Annotated in this window: 16 protein-coding genes; 3 read left to right on the forward strand and 13 right to left on the reverse strand. The window is 46.9% G+C overall.

Annotated elements, in window-relative coordinates:
* Positions 1–11: 11 nt before the first annotated feature.
* Together Nant_RS14045 and glyA are read right to left on the reverse strand one after the other, a co-directional pair.
* Entirely contained in the window at positions 12–1,265 is a 1,254-nt protein-coding gene (locus tag Nant_RS14045) for a sarcosine oxidase subunit beta family protein (RefSeq protein WP_054342299.1), read from the reverse strand.
* Between the two features lie 109 nt (positions 1,266–1,374).
* Positions 1,375–2,637 (reverse strand): serine hydroxymethyltransferase, encoded by a 1,263-nt coding sequence (glyA, locus tag Nant_RS14050; RefSeq protein ID WP_054342300.1) that lies wholly within the window; start codon positions 2,635–2,637, stop codon positions 1,375–1,377.
* A 395-nt stretch (positions 2,638–3,032) separates the two neighbouring features.
* Here glyA and Nant_RS14055 point away from each other — a divergent pair, with 395 nt between their 5' ends.
* Positions 3,033–3,254 carry a VF530 family protein gene (locus tag Nant_RS14055; protein ID WP_054342301.1) on the forward strand — a complete coding sequence of 74 codons (222 nt, stop codon included), beginning with the start codon at positions 3,033–3,035 and terminating at the stop codon, positions 3,252–3,254.
* 147 nt (positions 3,255–3,401) lie between these two features.
* Here Nant_RS14055 and Nant_RS14060 read toward each other — a convergent pair whose 3' ends face one another.
* From Nant_RS14060 to Nant_RS14080, 5 genes are all read right to left on the reverse strand, one after another.
* On the reverse strand, positions 3,402–3,854 hold the full coding sequence (locus Nant_RS14060; RefSeq protein WP_054342302.1) for a c-type cytochrome: 453 nt from the start codon (positions 3,852–3,854) through the stop codon (positions 3,402–3,404).
* A gap of 125 nt (positions 3,855–3,979) precedes the next feature.
* Positions 3,980–5,929, reverse strand: coding sequence for a molecular chaperone HtpG (htpG, locus tag Nant_RS14065; protein ID WP_054342303.1), 1,950 nt, complete (start codon positions 5,927–5,929; stop codon positions 3,980–3,982).
* Positions 5,930–6,019: 90 nt separating this feature from the next.
* Positions 6,020–6,472 (reverse strand): PaaI family thioesterase, encoded by a 453-nt coding sequence (locus Nant_RS14070; protein ID WP_054342304.1) that lies wholly within the window; start codon positions 6,470–6,472, stop codon positions 6,020–6,022.
* Entirely contained in the window at positions 6,472–6,975 is a 504-nt protein-coding gene (locus tag Nant_RS14075; RefSeq protein ID WP_054342305.1) for a PaaI family thioesterase, read from the reverse strand. Before Nant_RS14075 ends, Nant_RS14070 begins: the two co-directional genes overlap by 1 nt.
* Positions 6,972–7,697 carry a DUF599 domain-containing protein gene (locus tag Nant_RS14080; RefSeq protein ID WP_054342306.1) on the reverse strand — a complete coding sequence of 242 codons (726 nt, stop codon included), beginning with the start codon at positions 7,695–7,697 and terminating at the stop codon, positions 6,972–6,974. The genes Nant_RS14075 and Nant_RS14080 overlap by 4 nt, the downstream gene beginning before the upstream one ends.
* Before the next feature lie 58 nt (positions 7,698–7,755).
* Here Nant_RS14080 and Nant_RS14085 point away from each other — a divergent pair, with 58 nt between their 5' ends.
* Complete coding sequence (locus Nant_RS14085; protein ID WP_238377153.1) at positions 7,756–8,667, forward strand: DMT family transporter; 912 nt, start codon at positions 7,756–7,758, stop codon at positions 8,665–8,667.
* A 101-nt stretch (positions 8,668–8,768) separates the two neighbouring features.
* Here Nant_RS14085 and luxS read toward each other — a convergent pair whose 3' ends face one another.
* Positions 8,769–9,281 (reverse strand): S-ribosylhomocysteine lyase, encoded by a 513-nt coding sequence (luxS, locus tag Nant_RS14090; protein ID WP_054342307.1) that lies wholly within the window; start codon positions 9,279–9,281, stop codon positions 8,769–8,771.
* 170 nt (positions 9,282–9,451) lie between these two features.
* Entirely contained in the window at positions 9,452–10,993 is a 1,542-nt protein-coding gene (locus tag Nant_RS14095) for a protein adenylyltransferase SelO (protein ID WP_076495963.1), read from the reverse strand.
* 163 nt (positions 10,994–11,156) lie between these two features.
* On the opposite strand from Nant_RS14095, the gene Nant_RS14100 reads away from it, so the two are divergent.
* A complete protein-coding gene (locus tag Nant_RS14100) occupies positions 11,157–11,480 on the forward strand; it encodes a DUF3301 domain-containing protein (protein WP_054342309.1) in 324 nt (107 codons plus the stop codon).
* A gap of 59 nt (positions 11,481–11,539) precedes the next feature.
* Here Nant_RS14100 and Nant_RS14105 read toward each other — a convergent pair whose 3' ends face one another.
* The 4 genes from Nant_RS14105 to Nant_RS14120 form a co-directional block, all read right to left on the reverse strand.
* Complete coding sequence (locus Nant_RS14105; protein ID WP_202905026.1) at positions 11,540–12,082, reverse strand: immunity 22 family protein; 543 nt, start codon at positions 12,080–12,082, stop codon at positions 11,540–11,542.
* Between the two features lie 52 nt (positions 12,083–12,134).
* Entirely contained in the window at positions 12,135–12,614 is a 480-nt protein-coding gene (locus Nant_RS14110) for a paraquat-inducible protein A (protein WP_076495952.1), read from the reverse strand.
* 464 nt (positions 12,615–13,078) lie between these two features.
* Positions 13,079–15,322: a glucans biosynthesis glucosyltransferase MdoH gene (mdoH, locus tag Nant_RS14115; protein ID WP_202905027.1), complete on the reverse strand. Its 2,244-nt coding sequence runs from the start codon at positions 15,320–15,322 to the stop codon at positions 13,079–13,081.
* Entirely contained in the window at positions 15,310–16,911 is a 1,602-nt protein-coding gene (locus Nant_RS14120; RefSeq protein WP_054342310.1) for a glucan biosynthesis protein G, read from the reverse strand. Before Nant_RS14120 ends, mdoH begins: the two co-directional genes overlap by 13 nt.
* Between the last annotated feature and the right edge of the window lie 222 nt (positions 16,912–17,133).

Consider the following 17,133-nt stretch of genomic DNA (forward strand, 5'->3'; position numbering starts at 1 on the left):
TTCATCTCCCCTTAGTGAGCTACGCCAGCAGCGCCATGCTCATCGATCAATGCGCCATCATGGAAGCGGAACATGGAAAACGGTTTAGCCATCGGATGCATTTCACCGGTTGCCAGCGATGCCGCAAAAACATGCCCCGAGCCCGGTGTCGCTTTAAAGCCTCCGGTGCCCCAGCCACAGTTAAAGAACAAATTTTCAACCGGCGTCTTACTGATAATCGGACACGCATCCGGGCAGGTATCAACAATACCGCCCCACTGCCGGTTCAGACGTACACGACTGAAGATCGGAAACAGCTCAACAATGGCCTGCATAGTATGTTCGATCGTTGGAAAAGAGCCGCGCTGACCATAGCCATTCCAGCCATCAATGCCGGCACCAATCACCAAATCGCCTTTATCTGACTGGCTAACGTAGCCATGCACATGGTTAGACATCACAACCGTATCCAGAATCGGTTTGATCGGCTCAGAGACCATGGCTTGTAGCGGATGTGATTCTATCGGCAGATCAAAACCGGCCATCTTAGCGATAACACCAGAATTACCCGCCACGACGCTACCGACACGACCGGCTTTAATCACGCCATATTTGTTGGTTTTAACACCCACAATCGCGCCGTCTTCAATTACCAGATCAACGACTTCCGTTTCTTGCAACATGTCGACACCGTAGGCATCGGCACCACGAGCAAAGCCCCAGGCAACGGCATCATGACGTGCCACACCACCACGCGGCTGCCAGGACGCACCCATAATCGGATAGCGGGTATTGTCAGAGCAGTCCATATGCGGCACTATTTCTTTGATCTGCTGCGGGTCCAGCACTTCGCCATCAATACCATTGAGACGGTTAGCACTCACCCGACGTTGAATATCACGCATGTCCTGCAGCGTATGGCCCAGGTTAAGCACGCCTCGTTGGGAGAACATTACGTTGTAGTTCAGATCCTGAGACAGGCCTTCCCACAACTTCATCGCGTGCTCATATAGATGGGCAGACTCATCCCATAAGTAGTTAGAACGTACGATCGTAGTATTTCGCGCGGTGTTACCGCCTCCCAAATAGCCCTTTTCTATTACGGCTACGTTGGTAATACCATGCTCTTTCGCCAGATAATAAGCAGTAGCCAGACCATGACCACCCCCTCCGATGATAATGACATCGTATTCTTTCTTGGGCGTAGGGTTACGCCAGACACGTTGCCAGTTTTCATGATGAGTCAGACTATGCTTAAGCAGTCCAAAACCTGAATAACGCTGCATATTATCAGCTCCAATTTTTAAACGTGAACGGACAGTTTTTTGTCTTCCCGATCACTTAGCGATGACTAAACCAGCCGCCTGAGCCGCTGGCATATAGGGTCTTATGTGCTCAACGATACACCGGATACTCGGCGCATAACGCTTTCACTTGTTCTTTTACTTCAGCAATCTTTATTTCCAACGTGTCAGGCTGGTCAAGCACATCCAGCAAATCAGCAATCCAGCCGGCCAATGTGCGGCAATGTTCTTCTTTGAAGCCACGGGTAGTCACTACCGGAGAACCGATACGCAGACCCGACGTTACAAACGGTGATTGTGGATCGCCAGGAACAGCGTTTTTGTTCACAGTAATGTTAGCCCGACCCAAGGCTGCATCGGCCGCTTTACCGGTAAGGCCTTGCTTGATCAGGCTTAGTAGAAACAGGTGATTTTCAGTGCCACCCGAGACGATTTCAAAACCACGCTCGATCAGCACTTCAGCCATTGCATTAGCGTTCTTAATCACTTGCGCCTGATATTCTTTGAATTCAGGTTCCTGCGCTTCTTTGAATGCTACTGCTTTAGCCGCAATCACATGCATCAGAGGACCACCCTGACCGCCTGGGAATACAGCAGAATTCAGTTTCTTCTCCAATTCATTATCACGCGAGATAATCAAACCTCCACGAGGGCCACGCAAGGTCTTGTGTGTTGTTGTGGTGACTACATCAGCAAAAGGCACCGGATTCGGATACAAACCAGCGGCAACTAATCCAGCAACATGCGCCATATCAACAAACAGATATGCGCCCACTTTATCGGCAATTTCGCGGAAACGTGCCCAATCAACGATACGCGAATAAGCAGAGAAACCGGCAACAATCATCTTCGGTTTGTGCTCTACTGCCAGACGCTCAACTTCGTCGTAATCGATCTCGCCCGTCGCTTCATTCAGACCGTACTGAACAGCGTTATACATTTTGCCGGAGAAATTAACATGCGAGCCGTGAGTCAGGTGACCACCGTGTGCCAGGCTCATACCAAGAATAGTATCGCCCGGCGCACATAGCGCCATGTAAACGGCAGCGTTCGCCTGAGAACCCGAATGCGGCTGAACGTTAGCGTAAGTTGAACCGAACAAAGCATTAGCACGATCAATCGCCAACTGCTCAACCACGTCAACGAATTCACAGCCTCCGTAGTAGCGCTTTTCAGGGTAACCTTCAGCGTATTTGTTAGTGAGCACAGAACCTTGCATCTGCATGACACGGGGGCTTGTATAATTTTCGGAAGCGATTAACTCAATATGCTCTTCCTGACGCTGTGCCTCATGCTCGACTGCTGCCCACAAAACATCATCGTACCCTTGAACCTGGTCACCTTTACTAAACATCGATATCTCCTACTAAGCCAAACAGCCGAGTCACAAATTGAGTTTTATAATTATTGTTTCCTGCCCGTTAACCGGTGTCAGTAAACGCTGGGGAGATAAGTCATGTTGCACAATTCCCAATACAGCGATAATAACGGGCGTACAGAAACGCGCCATGCCCCGCTACGCCTTGAGAATGTCCATTTACGACACCTGAAATCAAGATATAAAGCGAGAACTAAAGCAAGCGCTAAGGTGGGGACGATGGCGTCATGAAAGATAAGCAGGGACAAGCGCTAGCTGTCTTACGTATAATGAGCTTCAGGTTGCGAATAACCAACTATGCATAAGCAGTAAAATATAATCAACGATCATCGTTTTAGTAACACAGACCGCCGCAAGGCCACAGGGTTTTAATGACGCAAGTACAGAAGAACAATCCACTGCATGGCCTTTCACTTGAGAGTATTGTTACGGCACTCGAAGCCTATTATGGATGGGAGACATTAGGCCAACTGATCACTATTCGCTGCTTCCAGAGCGATCCCAGCGTTAAATCAAGCCTGAAATTTCTACGTAAAACTCCGTGGGCACGCACCAAAGTTGAAGAGCTTTTCCTCAAAACCCGCTTTATATAAGGGCTCTTAACATAAGCTCTCTTTTCAGCGAGCTTATGAAAGTACTTATTAAAACACTTCTCATCAGTGCTTTAATAAGTACTGATGGCACTCCCTAATACAAAGCCTAATGAAAAGTTTTAATGAGAAATACTCTGCCGTATGACCTTAGCCTCGCTCACGGTATCGATCGTGACACGCCTTACACTGCTTAGCTACATTGCCGTAAGCAGGACGAAGCTCATCCTTATCTTCTACGCCCGCTTGCTCTGCTAATTCAGCCGCTGCTTTTATCATGTCGTCCATGTAAGTATTAAAGCGCTCCGTCTGAAACCACACATCAGGCTTGACCCGCGTCGGTAAAGTGCTGTCTTTTGCCTCTTTGACAAACCCTTCAGCGGGCATGTGTGATAACACCGCAACCGCTTCAGCATGACGTTTAAACTCGACCGCATCATAAGGTATGCGCCCCTGAATCATGGGTCCCATCTTTTTGAAGTGCCAGCCGATGGCGTTGAATACACCCTGTCGGTATTCAACATAATCATCTGCTGTTTTATCTTGCGCGTTACCCAGTATTGGCAGCGATAATAAAATCGCACTCATCATCAGTTTTTTCATTGTCGGATTCATTATTTTGCGTTGCATCCCTAGCGTTAGTTTGAAGGCATAAAAAAAGCGGGCAAGTGCCCGCTTTTTTATGCTTATTTGAAAAGCCGCTTACTTAAAATTACTTACTTAAAAAGCTACTTACTTAGCTCAAGTAACAGCTTGTTCAAGCGGGTGACATAAGCCGCCGGATCAGCCAAATGGCCACCTGCTGCCAGGTCAGCCTGATCAAACATAATCAGCGCTAATTCACCGAAGCGATCTTCATCTGCTTCCTGGTCCAGTTTCTGAATCAGTGGGTGCTCTGGATTCACTTCAAAGACTGGCTTAGAATCCGGTACAGCCTGGCCTGCCGCTTCCATAATCTGGCGCATCTGAGCACCCATATCATAGGCGTTCAGTACCAGACAGGCGGGAGAATCAGTCAAGCGGTGTGTAACACGCACATCAGATACTTTCTCTTTCAGACGTTCTTTCAAACGTTCAACCAAACCTGCTGCTTCTTTAACCGCTTCTTCCTGCGCTTTTTTGTCTTCTTCTGTCTCGGTTTCGCCCAGCTCTAACTCACCCTTAGTGACATTCTGAAGCGTCTTGCCTTCGAAGTCGAACAGATGGCTCATCATCCACTCGTCTACACGCTCAGTCATCAGCAGTACTTCGATACCTTTCTTACGGAAGATTTCCAAGTGCGGGCTGTTTTTAGCAGTATTGTAGTTTTCTGCTACCACATAATAGATCTTAGTCTGACCTTCTTTCATGCGGCTGATGTAATCTTCTAGAGACGTCGTTGGTGCATCACTGTTGGTATGCGTAGAAGCGAAACGCAACAGCTTCATGATCTTTTCACGGTTGGTATAATCTTCAGCCGGGCCTTCTTTGATCACGCTACCAAATGCTTTCCAGAAAGTGACGTATTTCTCTGGCTCATTTTTCGCCAGTTTAGTCAGCATATCCAGAACACGCTTAGTCAATGCAGTACGTAGCTTATCGACGTTCGGATCTTTCTGCAGAATTTCACGCGACACGTTCAGTGACAGGTTATTTGAATCAACCACACCTTTGATAAAGCGTAAATACAATGGCAAGAACGAGTCTGCCTGATCCATAACGAAAACACGCTGGATGTATAGTTTCAGGCCACGTGGTGCATCACGGTTCCACAAGTCATACGGTGCTGTTTCTGGCACATATAACAGGCTGGTGTATTCCAGATTACCTTCTACACGATTGTGAGCTACGGTCAGCGGGTTCCCGAAATCGTGTGAAATATGTTTATAGAATTCATTATATTCTTCTTCAGAAATATCGCCCTTGTTCAACGTCCACAGAGCCGTTGCACTGTTGACTGTTTCTAACTCAGGGGCTGCGACTTCTTTTGGTGCTTTTGCTTCTTCGCCTTCAGCCAGATCTTCTTCGCTTTCTTCCTGACCTAGTGGCGCTTCTTTCAGCATCATCACAGGCATAGCAATATGATCTGAGTATTTACGTACCAGAGTACGCAGGCGTGAACCATCAGCAAACTCTTCTTCACCATCTTTAAGGTGCAGTACAATCTGTGTACCACGAGTCGCTTTATCAAGTGTTTCAATGCTGAATTCGCCTTCACCTTCCGAACTCCAAAGCACACCTTCAGAAACCGGCGCGCCTGCAGCACGAGTGAACACATCAACCTGCTTAGCCACAATAAAAGCAGAGTAGAAACCCACACCAAATTGACCAATCAGCTGATTATCTTTTGACTGATCGCCTGTCAACTGGCCCAGAAAGCTTGCCGTACCGGATTTAGCAATTGTACCCAAATGTTCAATCACTTCGCTACGGTTCATACCCAAGCCGTTATCTTCGATAGTGACGGTTTTTGCTTCAGCATCGAAACTGACTGTGATTTTAAGGTCACCGTCGTTTTCGTAAAGTTCACCATTAGAAAGTGCTTTAAAGCGTAGTTTTTCAGCCGCGTCTGATGCATTGGAGATCAGCTCGCGCAGGAAGATCTCTTTGTTAGAGTACAAAGAATGGATCATCAGATTGAGGAGCTGTTTGACTTCCGTCTGAAAACCAAGTGTTTCTTTCTGCGTTTCTGTGCTCATAGATACTGTACCTTATTCTCTTAGAAAATTATTTTTTCACTTCCAGAGAGATGGGGGCAGTGATCTGATTTTCAAGGGTAGATTGGCAGATTATGTCAGTGCAGAAAATGAATCGAGTAGAAAATGCCCCCGCGCTGAGGCAATCGGATGGCTTTTTCTATCCTGCCAGGCAATGATCGAACAATTTGCTACACGGCGCCCTTGTCGTTCTATCTTGCACATCGCAAAGGTATCCCTATCTAAACCCGCCCGCATATAATCCACCGAAAAATCGATAATTTTAGCCAAGGCAGGATGCTCTAATTGCAGCGTCAACTGAAACGCAGCCGTCAGCTCCATAAACGAAGCGATTACCCCCCCGTGAATCGCCGGTATCGTGGGATTACCAATATTATCCGAATTACGCGGCAGACGAAAAATCATCTCTTCGCCAAAACGTTCACACTTTACCCCGATCACGCCGGCATAAGGAATCAGATCGATAACCGGTTGATAATCGCCAGTCGCGTGGGCCTGATTCACGCGTTGCTGTAACAGGTCCATCAGATACTCTCCTCTATCAGTTTCGTCGTAGCTGTTATATCGACACCATCAATTATCGCTTTAAATGATGCATCGGTATTTCCGTCGCCAGGACGCATAAAGGTGGAAATTGCATACGCCACCGGCTTATCGGGGTTTTCCTGATAAATAGTGGCCCGGGTGAACAACACGTTACGCGTTACGCGGTAACATTCGGCAAAAGCGTATAGCGGCTGACTGGCAACAGGGGTCGACATATGATCAATACGCAGATCCAGGGTCGGGCATAATTCGTACTCTTTCAGCGCAGGTATGGTTGATAAGCTAGTGGCGGTATCCACCAGCGTTGTCAGAACGCCGCCATGCATATAAGTATCAAAAGCCGAACTGATTAGCTGATCTTGCACCGGCAAAACCACTGTTACGCTTTTTTCATCGGCTCTGATCACCTGCATCTGCAACTTACGCATGTGCGCGAGTGACGCAATAAAACGGCGGCACTTTTCCAGAATAAGTTGGCTCATTCTTTACGCTCCGGCTCGGTAGACATCATCAGTGTGCGCAACGTAGATGAGTTAAATTCCCGTCGGTACAGAACAAACGCAATAAACGTGGACAATGCAATAAAAAGTATAGGGTTAATGAACCATCCCAATACTGCCTGACTAAAGTAAAACGTCCGCAACCCTGTATTAAAGTTATTGGCGGCCATTGACGACATCTTGGCAATTCTTGACGCCGTCGCCTGTTTAACTTGCTTGGATGTCATTTCTTCGGGTGTAGGTGCACCACCAATCATTACCGACACGAATCCGTACTGGCGCAGACTCCAGGTAAACTTAAAGAAGGCATAAACAAAAAGCACAATGAGTAGCAGTATTTTCAGTTCCCATTCCTGTCGGGTAGCCAGTATAGCAAAGGGGATATCTGCAACCAGATCAATCGCTCTCTCAGTAGACCCTAAGACGGTCATCAAACCGGCCAGAATCAGCATTGTGGTTGATGCAAAAAAGGATACACTACGTTCCAGATTAGCGATGGCTGATGTGTCAGCAATCCGGACTTCCCGTTCCATGACATGTTGCATCCATTGCTGACGATACATGTGCATAACGCTGGCAAGACATGGCGTTGTGTAGCTTTTGCGTTTGGCATAATACATATAGCCACGGAAGCAGAGAACAAACCAGACAAGTGCGGTCAGGCTTAGCCAGTTCTGGGTTAAAAGTACCAGAATTTCATCCATTTAAGTCATCCATTGAGTGCGTAAGCACCCATTGTAATTGAAGCGTCAGGATTCTCAATTGATCTCTTCCCCTACACAAAACATTGGCCTGGGTGCCTTTTATGCGCTGGCCACTGCACTGATCATGAGCGTGGCTGCTGCATTGATCAAATATACAGCGATGCTGGTCAGCATAGAAATTATTGTGGCAGCACAATATGTCATCTGCGCTGTCTTTATGCTGCCCTGGCTATTGCGTAAAGGCATACAGGGAGTCAAAACAGAAAAACTCAGCTTGCATATTATACGGGCACTTTGCGGCTGGGCCTGCTTCTATACCTATTACCTGGCTATCGCCCACATTCCCCTTGTGGATGCTGCTTTGCTACGCAACGCCGCTCCACTGTGTGTCCCTTTTCTTATTTTACTGGTATATAGAATCCATATCGCCTGGATACGCTGGATTCCGATAGCCATCGGTTTTATTGGCATTGGCTTAATTCTCAAACCCGACGGAAACGCGCTGAGTGTCTGGCACCTGATTGGTTTTGGGTCAGCCATTACTCTGGCAGGATCCATTCTCAGCACACGTATGCTGACGCGCTCCGAACCGACGAATCGGGTTTTGTTTTATTACTTTGGATTATCTGCCATCGCGAGCACCCCATTGGCAATACTTAACTGGCAGCCGATTCCTGTCGCAGCGCTCTTGCCGATGCTGCTGATTGGTTTATCCATCTGGTTAACGATGTGGCTATATACGCAAGCGTACCTTTATGCAAAAGCATCGGTGATCTCGCCCATCAGTTATTGTGGTGTCGTATTTACCGGATTCTGGGGGTGGTATTTCTGGGACCATATTCCGGATTGGTTATCATTGGCCGGTGTAATCCTGGTCGTTAGTGGAGGGATGGGGTCGCTGTTATTGGGATCGCAGGCAGAAAAACGTGAGGCAGGTTTAAGTAAGGCTCCTGATAAGCCGAGCGTCTAGCAGACGGTTACTCGTTAAAACGAGAAAAGCCGGTCTATATCGCAAAGACCGGCTTTATTCTAAACATCAACGTTAAAGACAAGCGGTAAAATCGGCCTGAATTACGAGTGACTTTTCAGGAATTCAGGATCTAATTTCAGCTCATCATTACTGTTAACCGAAATACCGCGCGATTTCACATTAGCGGCAATTTGCTTTGCTTCATCTAATGAATGCATCTCTTGCGTGCCACACTGGTACTCGTTCAGCTCAGGAATCTGGTTCTGTGACTGTACTTTCTCAACATCATCCATGGCCGCTAGCCAAGCATCGCCTACTTGCGTCTCGGTAGGATGGCCAATAAGGCTCATATAGAAGCCTGTACGGCAACCCATTGGAGAAATATCAATAATTTCAACGTTATCGCCATTCAAATGTTCACGCATAAAACCAGCAAACAGATGCTCAAGCGTATGAATACCGCGCTCACTCAGAATCTCTTTGTTGGGTAAGCAAAAACGCAGATCAAAAACGGTGATCGTATCGCCACTCGGTGTTTGCATTGATTTGGCCACACGAACAGCTGGCGCGTGCATACGTGTGTGGTCAACGGTAAAGCTATCTAACAATGGCATGGACTTTCCTCTTAAAACGCTATTATTCACTTTTAATGGGATGATTATCCCAATGGAGGGAACCTTTAATCAACAGTAATCCATCATTGATTACTGACACTGTATAATTGAGTTCTTATTTAGGGCACTTAATTCAAGCAATTATTGAAAAAGAAGAAAACACAGCCCCATTAAGATGAACAGCTTAGGCTAATACCACCGGCCCACTCTGGCGCCTCTCCCGCATAACGGGCAAACTCCGGTTTCTCTTCAAAGGGATTACGCACAACGCTAAGCAACGTATTGACCAGTCGGTAATCACCGTCATTGGCTTCACGAATCGCCTCTTCAAGCATGTAGCTGCGTAGTAAATAACAAGGGTTCACACTGCGCATTTGCTGTTGCATGATAGGAAAACTGGCCATTTCCAACGCCGCACGATGGGTGTAAGCCACCAGCCAATCCGTTGCCGCAACAGGATCGCTAAAATGACGCAGGCATTGCTGTAAGCTTGTATCATTATCCGGATCAAGATCACAAAGATCGCGCAGGAAACGATTAAGATCAATACGTTGCACGGTGGCAAGTTGAATCAACTGATCAATCAGCACATCATCACCGTCTTGCGCTACAACCAAGCCTAAGCGCGCGCGCATCTGCTGATAATAAGCCTGCTGATACAGATCTTTATAGTCATCCAGCGCGGCGACCAAGGCATCTCGCTTAATCAGAGGCAATAACGCCTGAGCTAAACATGAAAGATTCCACAGCATAACATCCGGCTGACGTTTAAAGGCATAACGCCCTTCATGGTCGGTATGGTTGCTCACATAGTCCGGTTTGTACTGATCCATAAACACATAAGGACCGTAATCGAAGGTTTCCCCTAAGATCGACATATTATCGGTATTCATCACGCCATGAACAAAACCATACGCCTGCCACTTCGCGACCATTTCAATGGAACGATCGCGAATCGCTTTAAACATAGCAAGGTAAGCAGACTCTGACTCTTTTACATCAACATTATTTGTATCAAGATCGTTAGCCTGCGGAGCCTCACCTAACGGGCTTTTACGATCCCCTTCGCATTCTGTAAAATATCGATCCAGACAAGTGTCAGCCAGCGTTTTCAGTGCATCATACTGACGGCTGTAATAGAGATGCTCAAAATGACCAAAGCGGATATGACATTGCGTTACACGCAGCACCTTAGCGCACGGCTCCATCCCTTCACGCATCGTATATTCGTCACTGCCTACCAGACAGAGCGCACGCGTCGTCGGAATATGCAGCCCCTCCATTGCAGCACTGATCAGGTATTCACGGATACTCGAACGCAGTACAGCACGGCCGTCACCAAAACGAGAATAAGCGGTTTTACCGGCACCTTTAAGATGCAGATCCCAACGCTCGTCTTTACTGTTAACCACTTCACCCAGCAACAAACCACGGCCATCACCCAGATCAGGATTATATTGGCCAAACTGATGCCCACCATACTTCATAGCCAGCGGCTCACTGCCGGTTAAAATCTCCCCGCCACCAAAAAAACGGGCTAGCTCTGAAGGAGATACCTTACACGGATCCAGATCCAGCATGTAGGCGACATCTGGATTAAAGCTGACCAAATGAGCGTTCTTTAATCCCCGGGGATTAACCCGATGATAAAAATTTTCGGGAAAATCCAGATAACTATTTTCCAGTTTCAACTCACTAAGTGTTTTTAACATACCGACCATAATTCCTGATGAAGCAATGACATATGTATACCTTATCATTTTACTCAACTATTCGCATCCAACAGCTGATAGATAACGCTGCTTAGTAAACTTCCCTTTATTTCGACAGGCTTTTACCTCAGACTGCTGAAAAAACTACCGAAGTACCATCGCTATGTATATAGAGTTTTCTGATCTGCTCTGGTTCACCCTAATTTGCCTTTTTCTCTGGTACTGGTGGTCAGCACAAAAAGTAAAAGAGATTGCACTCAACGCGGCACGCAAAAACTGTAAGGATATGTCGCTACAATTACTGGATGAAAACGTCGGGCTAAGAGCGTTATGGATAAAGCGGGACGATAACGGCCAACTCAGGCTGTGGCGACGTTATATGTTTGAGTTCTCCTCAACGGGAGAAGATCGCTATCTGGGTAAAGTTATTATGCTGGGCCTTCGTGTTACCGATGTAGAGCTTCAGCCGCATCGACTCAATGAGTAAATGCGGCTTGGTATCTGCTCTAATCGGGTGATGCTCTGATATGAACGCGTTAATAGTTGCTAGTCACGAGCGTTGGCAGGATTAGTTTCATCGTTCTCTTGATCATACTCGTCTTCATCCAGTTCATCTTCAGGATGTTCAACTTCGTAAACATTATCAGCGCCATCATCGTAATCAAAAGCCCCTAAAAAAGTCATATATTGATCTTTTTCAACACCTGAAATCTTAAGGCTATACTCAACCTCAAACAACAACACGATCCAGGATACTTGCTCAAGTTTTTTCTTGCGCGCCTTACTCATCAATGTTTCGATATACGACGTCGAAAACGAGCACGCACCTGCCGCCACTTCAATGCTGATCAGCCCTTCTTCAGCACCATTGGTTTCTAAATTATCAGGCATAAAATACTTAAGATTAAAGTTTTTAGACCAGGTATTAACCGCGCGGGTATTATTTTTACTAAACGTCTCTTCAAAATAATCATCAGGCACATCAGCATAAGGATGTTGCGACGCCCACACCGACACCTTGTACTTCTTCGTAAAATCGTGGCCTTTGTCGGCTTTAACCTGATTCTTTCTCAGCTGCTTATCTGTCACGTTACCTTCCTACTACCTGATTAACTCACTAAAGAGCTTATTAAAGTGCCTGCTAAAGGGGATTCGTCTGTTGCGCTTTTGTGGGTAAACCATCCGCTAAACTGACCACCCGGGCGGTAACATACATGGTTAATACCACCGCCGCCGTGAAAGCATACAGACCAAAACGCATCTCCACACTCGCTATTGCTCCCAGTTTAACCGCAACCACCAGCACCGCCACCACAAAAACATCGAGCATCGACCACTTCCCGAACAGATGCATCCAGTGTAAATATCTATCAAGATGCACAGAAGCCTGCTGTTTATCACTGAGCAACTTATATAAAACCGCCATTTTCAACAGCGGCAACATAACACTAAATCCAGTAATCAACACAAATAGAAAAAATTGCCCCTCTTTTAAAAGCCCTAACGCACCACTGAGCACCGAGAAGGTATTTTCCAACAACACAAACTTTGTCATGGTGATTATCGGCGTAACCAAGCCTGCAATAAATACGATAAATGTAATAGCCAGAAGAATTTTCAACCGCCGGGTCTCAACAGGGAAATGGTTTGCAATATTGATATGTGTGGTTCCTGTGAATTAATACATGAACGAGAAAAATCTCTCTCGATATGATCCCTGCCTAGGCATTTTAACGGTTTATTAAGACTCGGACCAGATGGACATCCTCTACCCAAGATAACTCATCGATTTCAATATGCCGACGGTGGGGGCGAAGATGCATGGCTGATTGCTTTGAGTGCCATGGCTTCCTGGCAACCCTGGTGTCACGATAAAAACGAGGACTCGTGCAATGAGTGAGTATTAACCCTTGAATATATTATTTGGCGTCGAGTATAGCTAAGATGAAACTTCAACGAAGCAGAACTCAATCACCTGATTGAGTATGTGAGTACGAGTATTAATCACGGCTTACGTATAAACCGTGACCATTACTGATGCTTACCTCATGAAACAGGTTTTAACGAAACTTCTGTTAATCAAACCTATATTAACGATTCCGGTAGTAACGACTCCTCTGATAGTGGAGATTTTGTTGGCAAGGATGGTGTTACCTGAGAAAGCGATAGCTGAGACAGTGCCGTAAATAGAGCGGGAGTGGCCAACACCAATGCCTGCTCACGCTGATTCAGATAAGAGACAGCCTCACTCACACTGGTCGCCTCACGGATTTTCATAGCAGCCGTGGCTTCAACAGCATCAACTTTGCCACGGGCTCGTGTTGGCATACGATCAATCAGGGCCAGATGCACGGCGTACCAGCGAGGGTCACTGGCGAGTGTAAGCAGATCGGGCGCATGACTCACGGCGGTTTCATAAGCGCCGCGTGTTTCGTCCATCGCCTGGCGAATTGCGGGTCTTACGCTTTCATCGGGTGTACGTAGTAACCCCCATTTTTTGACGCGTGCACCAATACTCCAGGAACTCGTTAGCATCGATAGCGGCACAGACAGCAACATGCCGGCAATGGCAGGTGATAACCATGCAAGCAATACTAAGGAGTTAAAGTAAGCGGCAACGGTTAAAAATATGCCGACAGCCATGTGCCAACGGTGTCTATAAATCAGAGATTTAAGTGGCAAACTGCCATCATCACGTCGCTGCGGATTCCAACCTGAATCTTGTCCTAGCAGAATCGACATGACCGCACCGCTGTGAATCAACATCATGACCGGAGCAATCAATGCCGACAGGATCGCTTCGAGAATAAAACTCAATATAAGACGGATAAACCCACCCGACTGGCGGCGTAACTGACCATTGATGATAAACGCGATAAAGCCAAGTATTTTAGGCGTGAACAATATCACCATGGTAAAGATAAATAGCGTTAATGCACGGGCCGCATCCATTCGGGGCCAGGAAGGAAACAGTGAAAATTCATCTGTAAAATACTCAGGACGAATAAATTGGGCTTGCAATGCCAATACCAGACCGACCACGATCAACATAAACCACAAGGGGGAGGAGAGGTAAGACATAATACCCGTCAACAAATGTGTACGGCTAACCCAGTGCAGACCTTTGGCCGTAACAACACGACTGTGCTGAAGGTTACCCTGACACCAGCGGCGATCGCGTACCGCCAGATCAATCATCGACGGAGGGCACTCTTCGTATGATCCGCTCAAATCAGCAGCAATCACAACACTCCAACCCGCACGACGAATCAGCGCCGCTTCAACAAAATCGTGGCTGAGTATATGTCCACCAAAAGGAGGATTGCCTTTCAGGTCAGGTAACCCTGCGGCTGACATAAACGCGCACGTTCTAATAATCGCATTATGCCCCCAGAAATTACCTTCTTTGTCAGTCCACCATGCAAGCCCTGTACCCACGACCGGCCCATATACACGGGTGGCAAATTGCTGCAGGCGTGCCATTAAGGTTGTGCCATTAATCAGCTGAGGGATAGTTTGGATCAATCCGGCATCGGGATCGGCCTGCATACGACGCGCTAACTCAAGCATCGTACCTGCTTCCATCAGGCTGTCAGCATCAAGCACTAAAAGGTGATCATAACCTGCACCCCAACGACGACAAAAGTCCGCAACATTACCCGCTTTACGGGCCGTGTTTTGACGTCTGCGGCGGTAATACACATTAATGGTCTTGCCAATACGTGCACGTAGCGTATGAAAAGCAGCTTCTTCAGTAATGGCAATGTCGGGATCGGTCGTATCACTGATAACAAACCAATCAAAGGCACGCCCTTCTCCGCTTTCTTCTATCGCGCACGCCATCGCTTCAATCGATGCAAATATACGTTCAGGGGCTTCATTATAGGTAGGCATTAGCACGGCGGTTCGTGTATGCAGTGGAGCGCTCAGCAGTGGGCGAGGGAAAAAGCGCTGCCCCACAACATAAAAAAATCCGACAATTGAGCCGCTAAATGCCACCGTAATCCAACTGAACGTCAGACTAAACAATATCAGCACCAGATACTCGACGAAGGTCATTTCACCAACGGCGAGTACCGCACGCATTTCATTAATACCCCACAACGAGAGCAACACGGCAGTACCCAGAACCAACCAGCGCCGCCAGCTATGAGACCGGCAGCCATTAGGATTCACAGGCTGACGTTTAGCATCAACACCGAATTCCCGCAATGACTGAACCGGCATCTCGCCGGGACATTCATCCGGCATACCCGATTCAATCGTTAGCATATCTGCGTCATTATCATGGTCAGTATTAGATTTAATAGTGTGGTTTACCGTGACCACTGGTACATCCAGCTTTCAGCTTTACGGCCGTCTGTGAATTCCAGATCTAATCTGAGCTCAATCAACTTCTGATCTTTAGGATCCAACTCAAAGCTGACGCGATATCCGCTATTCACTGGATTCTCAACCACAACGATATGACTCACATCCCCACCTGAATTTTTCACTGTGGCTTTGGGCTTGTGGATTTCAATCCCATCTAACGGGTTAGGGAATCGGTAATCAACCACAAACAAACGCTCGGGTACGGGGCCGCTAATATCGGCACGTCCACTACGTGTTGCGTCAACCACGGCCTCGCCTTGCATCGCAACCGGAGCAACACCCCACACTAATCTGTACGCAAAACTGTATTCAGAGCCAGCAGGAATGGTCTCTTTAGGTGACCAGTAGGCCACTATATTGTCATGAATTTCTGATTCAGTGGGTATTTCGACCAATACGACCGCCCCTCTGCCCCAATTTCCGACAGGCTCAACCCACAAGCTTGGGCGACGCTCGTAACGCGCTTCCAGATCCTGAAAGTTATTGAAATCACGGTTACGCTGCAACAGACCAAAACCCAACGGGGCGTTATCCATAAATGCACTGATCTGTAAATTAGCCGGATTCGTCAGAGGACGCCACAAGCGCTCACCTCTCCCATTGAGCATCAGTAAACCATCAGAATCATGTACCCTTGGTCGGAAATCATCTACTTTATCGCGTCCATACGATGAAAACATGAACATGCTTGTGCCTGCTGCAAGACCTACCTTGTTCAGGTCTTCACGGGGGAAAAGCGTCACTTCAACGTCCATCACCGTATTTTTTCCCGGGCGCAGGGTAAAACGATAAGAACCGGTAGTACTCGGACTGTCCAGCAAGGCATAAACTACTATCGAGTTGCTGTCTTTTGCTGGTTTTTCTATCCAGAATGCGCGAAAAGTAGGGAATTGCTCTCCTTCAGGATCAGCGGTTTTAATAGCCAGGCCACGTGAGGACAGCCCATATGCCTGATTTTTACCTAAAGAGCGAAAATAACTCGCCCCCTGAAATACAGCCATCTCATCAAAATACTCGGCACGGTTCAGCGGATTATGTAAACGAAAACCAGCAAAACCTACATCTTCAGTAGGCAATGGCTGCTGCATAACTTCGCCTGTTGTGAACAGTTCGGGCGTATAGCGCAGATGATGTGATTCGCCCTCTTCGATAATAGCTATCTCGACAGTTTCTTTAAAATAGAAACCACGATGGAACAACTGCATCTGGAACGGTAATCCTTCATCGGCCCATATAGCAGAAGCTGGATTAAAACGGATATCCCGGTATTGATCGTAATTCAGATCCCGCAAACTCGCAGGCAACACTTTCTCAGGTTCTTTATAAGGCGTCTTAGCCAACTTACGCGCCAAATCCGCTACTGTATTGCGGTTAAACTTACCGGTCACGGCGTACTGAGCCACAGCAGCAGATGCCACTTTCGTGGGAGCAGCATAGGCCTGCAATGGCAGCACTGACAATACGGCCAAGCCTGGAAGCAAGGCACCGGCCAACGCCATTTTTTTCCAGCACAAAGAACTCACAACATTACGTAATATAGGCATTTATAGATTCTTAAATTCGAGGGCTAAGAAAACACACGAGGCTTAAAAGCAAACTTAATACACCGTTTTTCTTTTCAAAAAAAACCCGTATATTAAAAGCGTAATAAAATTTTAAAATTTACACTTTTTTTATAGTATTGCAATCGCTACGCTTCAATAATTAGTCGGATGATACGCCTGATTACCAGTCAATAAGTACTATTTCATTTGCTGCACCGATTT

This window comes from Neptunomonas antarctica, assembly GCF_001305295.1.
In the GTDB taxonomy this organism is placed as follows: Bacteria; Pseudomonadota; Gammaproteobacteria; order Pseudomonadales; family Balneatricaceae; genus Neptunomonas; species Neptunomonas antarctica.

Coding starts and splice junctions, on each gene's coding strand:
- Nant_RS14045 (WP_054342299.1), bottom strand. CDS start 1,265: ATGCAGCGTTATTCAGGTTTTGGACTGCTTAAGCATAGTCTGACTCAT.
- glyA (WP_054342300.1), bottom strand. CDS start 2,637: ATGTTTAGTAAAGGTGACCAGGTTCAAGGGTACGATGATGTTTTGTGG.
- Nant_RS14055 (WP_054342301.1), top strand. CDS start 3,033: ATGACGCAAGTACAGAAGAACAATCCACTGCATGGCCTTTCACTTGAG.
- Nant_RS14060 (WP_054342302.1), bottom strand. CDS start 3,854: ATGAAAAAACTGATGATGAGTGCGATTTTATTATCGCTGCCAATACTG.
- htpG (WP_054342303.1), bottom strand. CDS start 5,929: ATGAGCACAGAAACGCAGAAAGAAACACTTGGTTTTCAGACGGAAGTC.
- Nant_RS14070 (WP_054342304.1), bottom strand. CDS start 6,472: ATGGACCTGTTACAGCAACGCGTGAATCAGGCCCACGCGACTGGCGAT.
- Nant_RS14075 (WP_054342305.1), bottom strand. CDS start 6,975: ATGAGCCAACTTATTCTGGAAAAGTGCCGCCGTTTTATTGCGTCACTC.
- Nant_RS14080 (WP_054342306.1), bottom strand. CDS start 7,697: ATGGATGAAATTCTGGTACTTTTAACCCAGAACTGGCTAAGCCTGACC.
- luxS (WP_054342307.1), bottom strand. CDS start 9,281: ATGCCATTGTTAGATAGCTTTACCGTTGACCACACACGTATGCACGCG.
- Nant_RS14095 (WP_076495963.1), bottom strand. CDS start 10,993: ATGTTAAAAACACTTAGTGAGTTGAAACTGGAAAATAGTTATCTGGAT.
- Nant_RS14100 (WP_054342309.1), top strand. CDS start 11,157: ATGTATATAGAGTTTTCTGATCTGCTCTGGTTCACCCTAATTTGCCTT.
- Nant_RS14120 (WP_054342310.1), bottom strand. CDS start 16,911: ATGCCTATATTACGTAATGTTGTGAGTTCTTTGTGCTGGAAAAAAATG.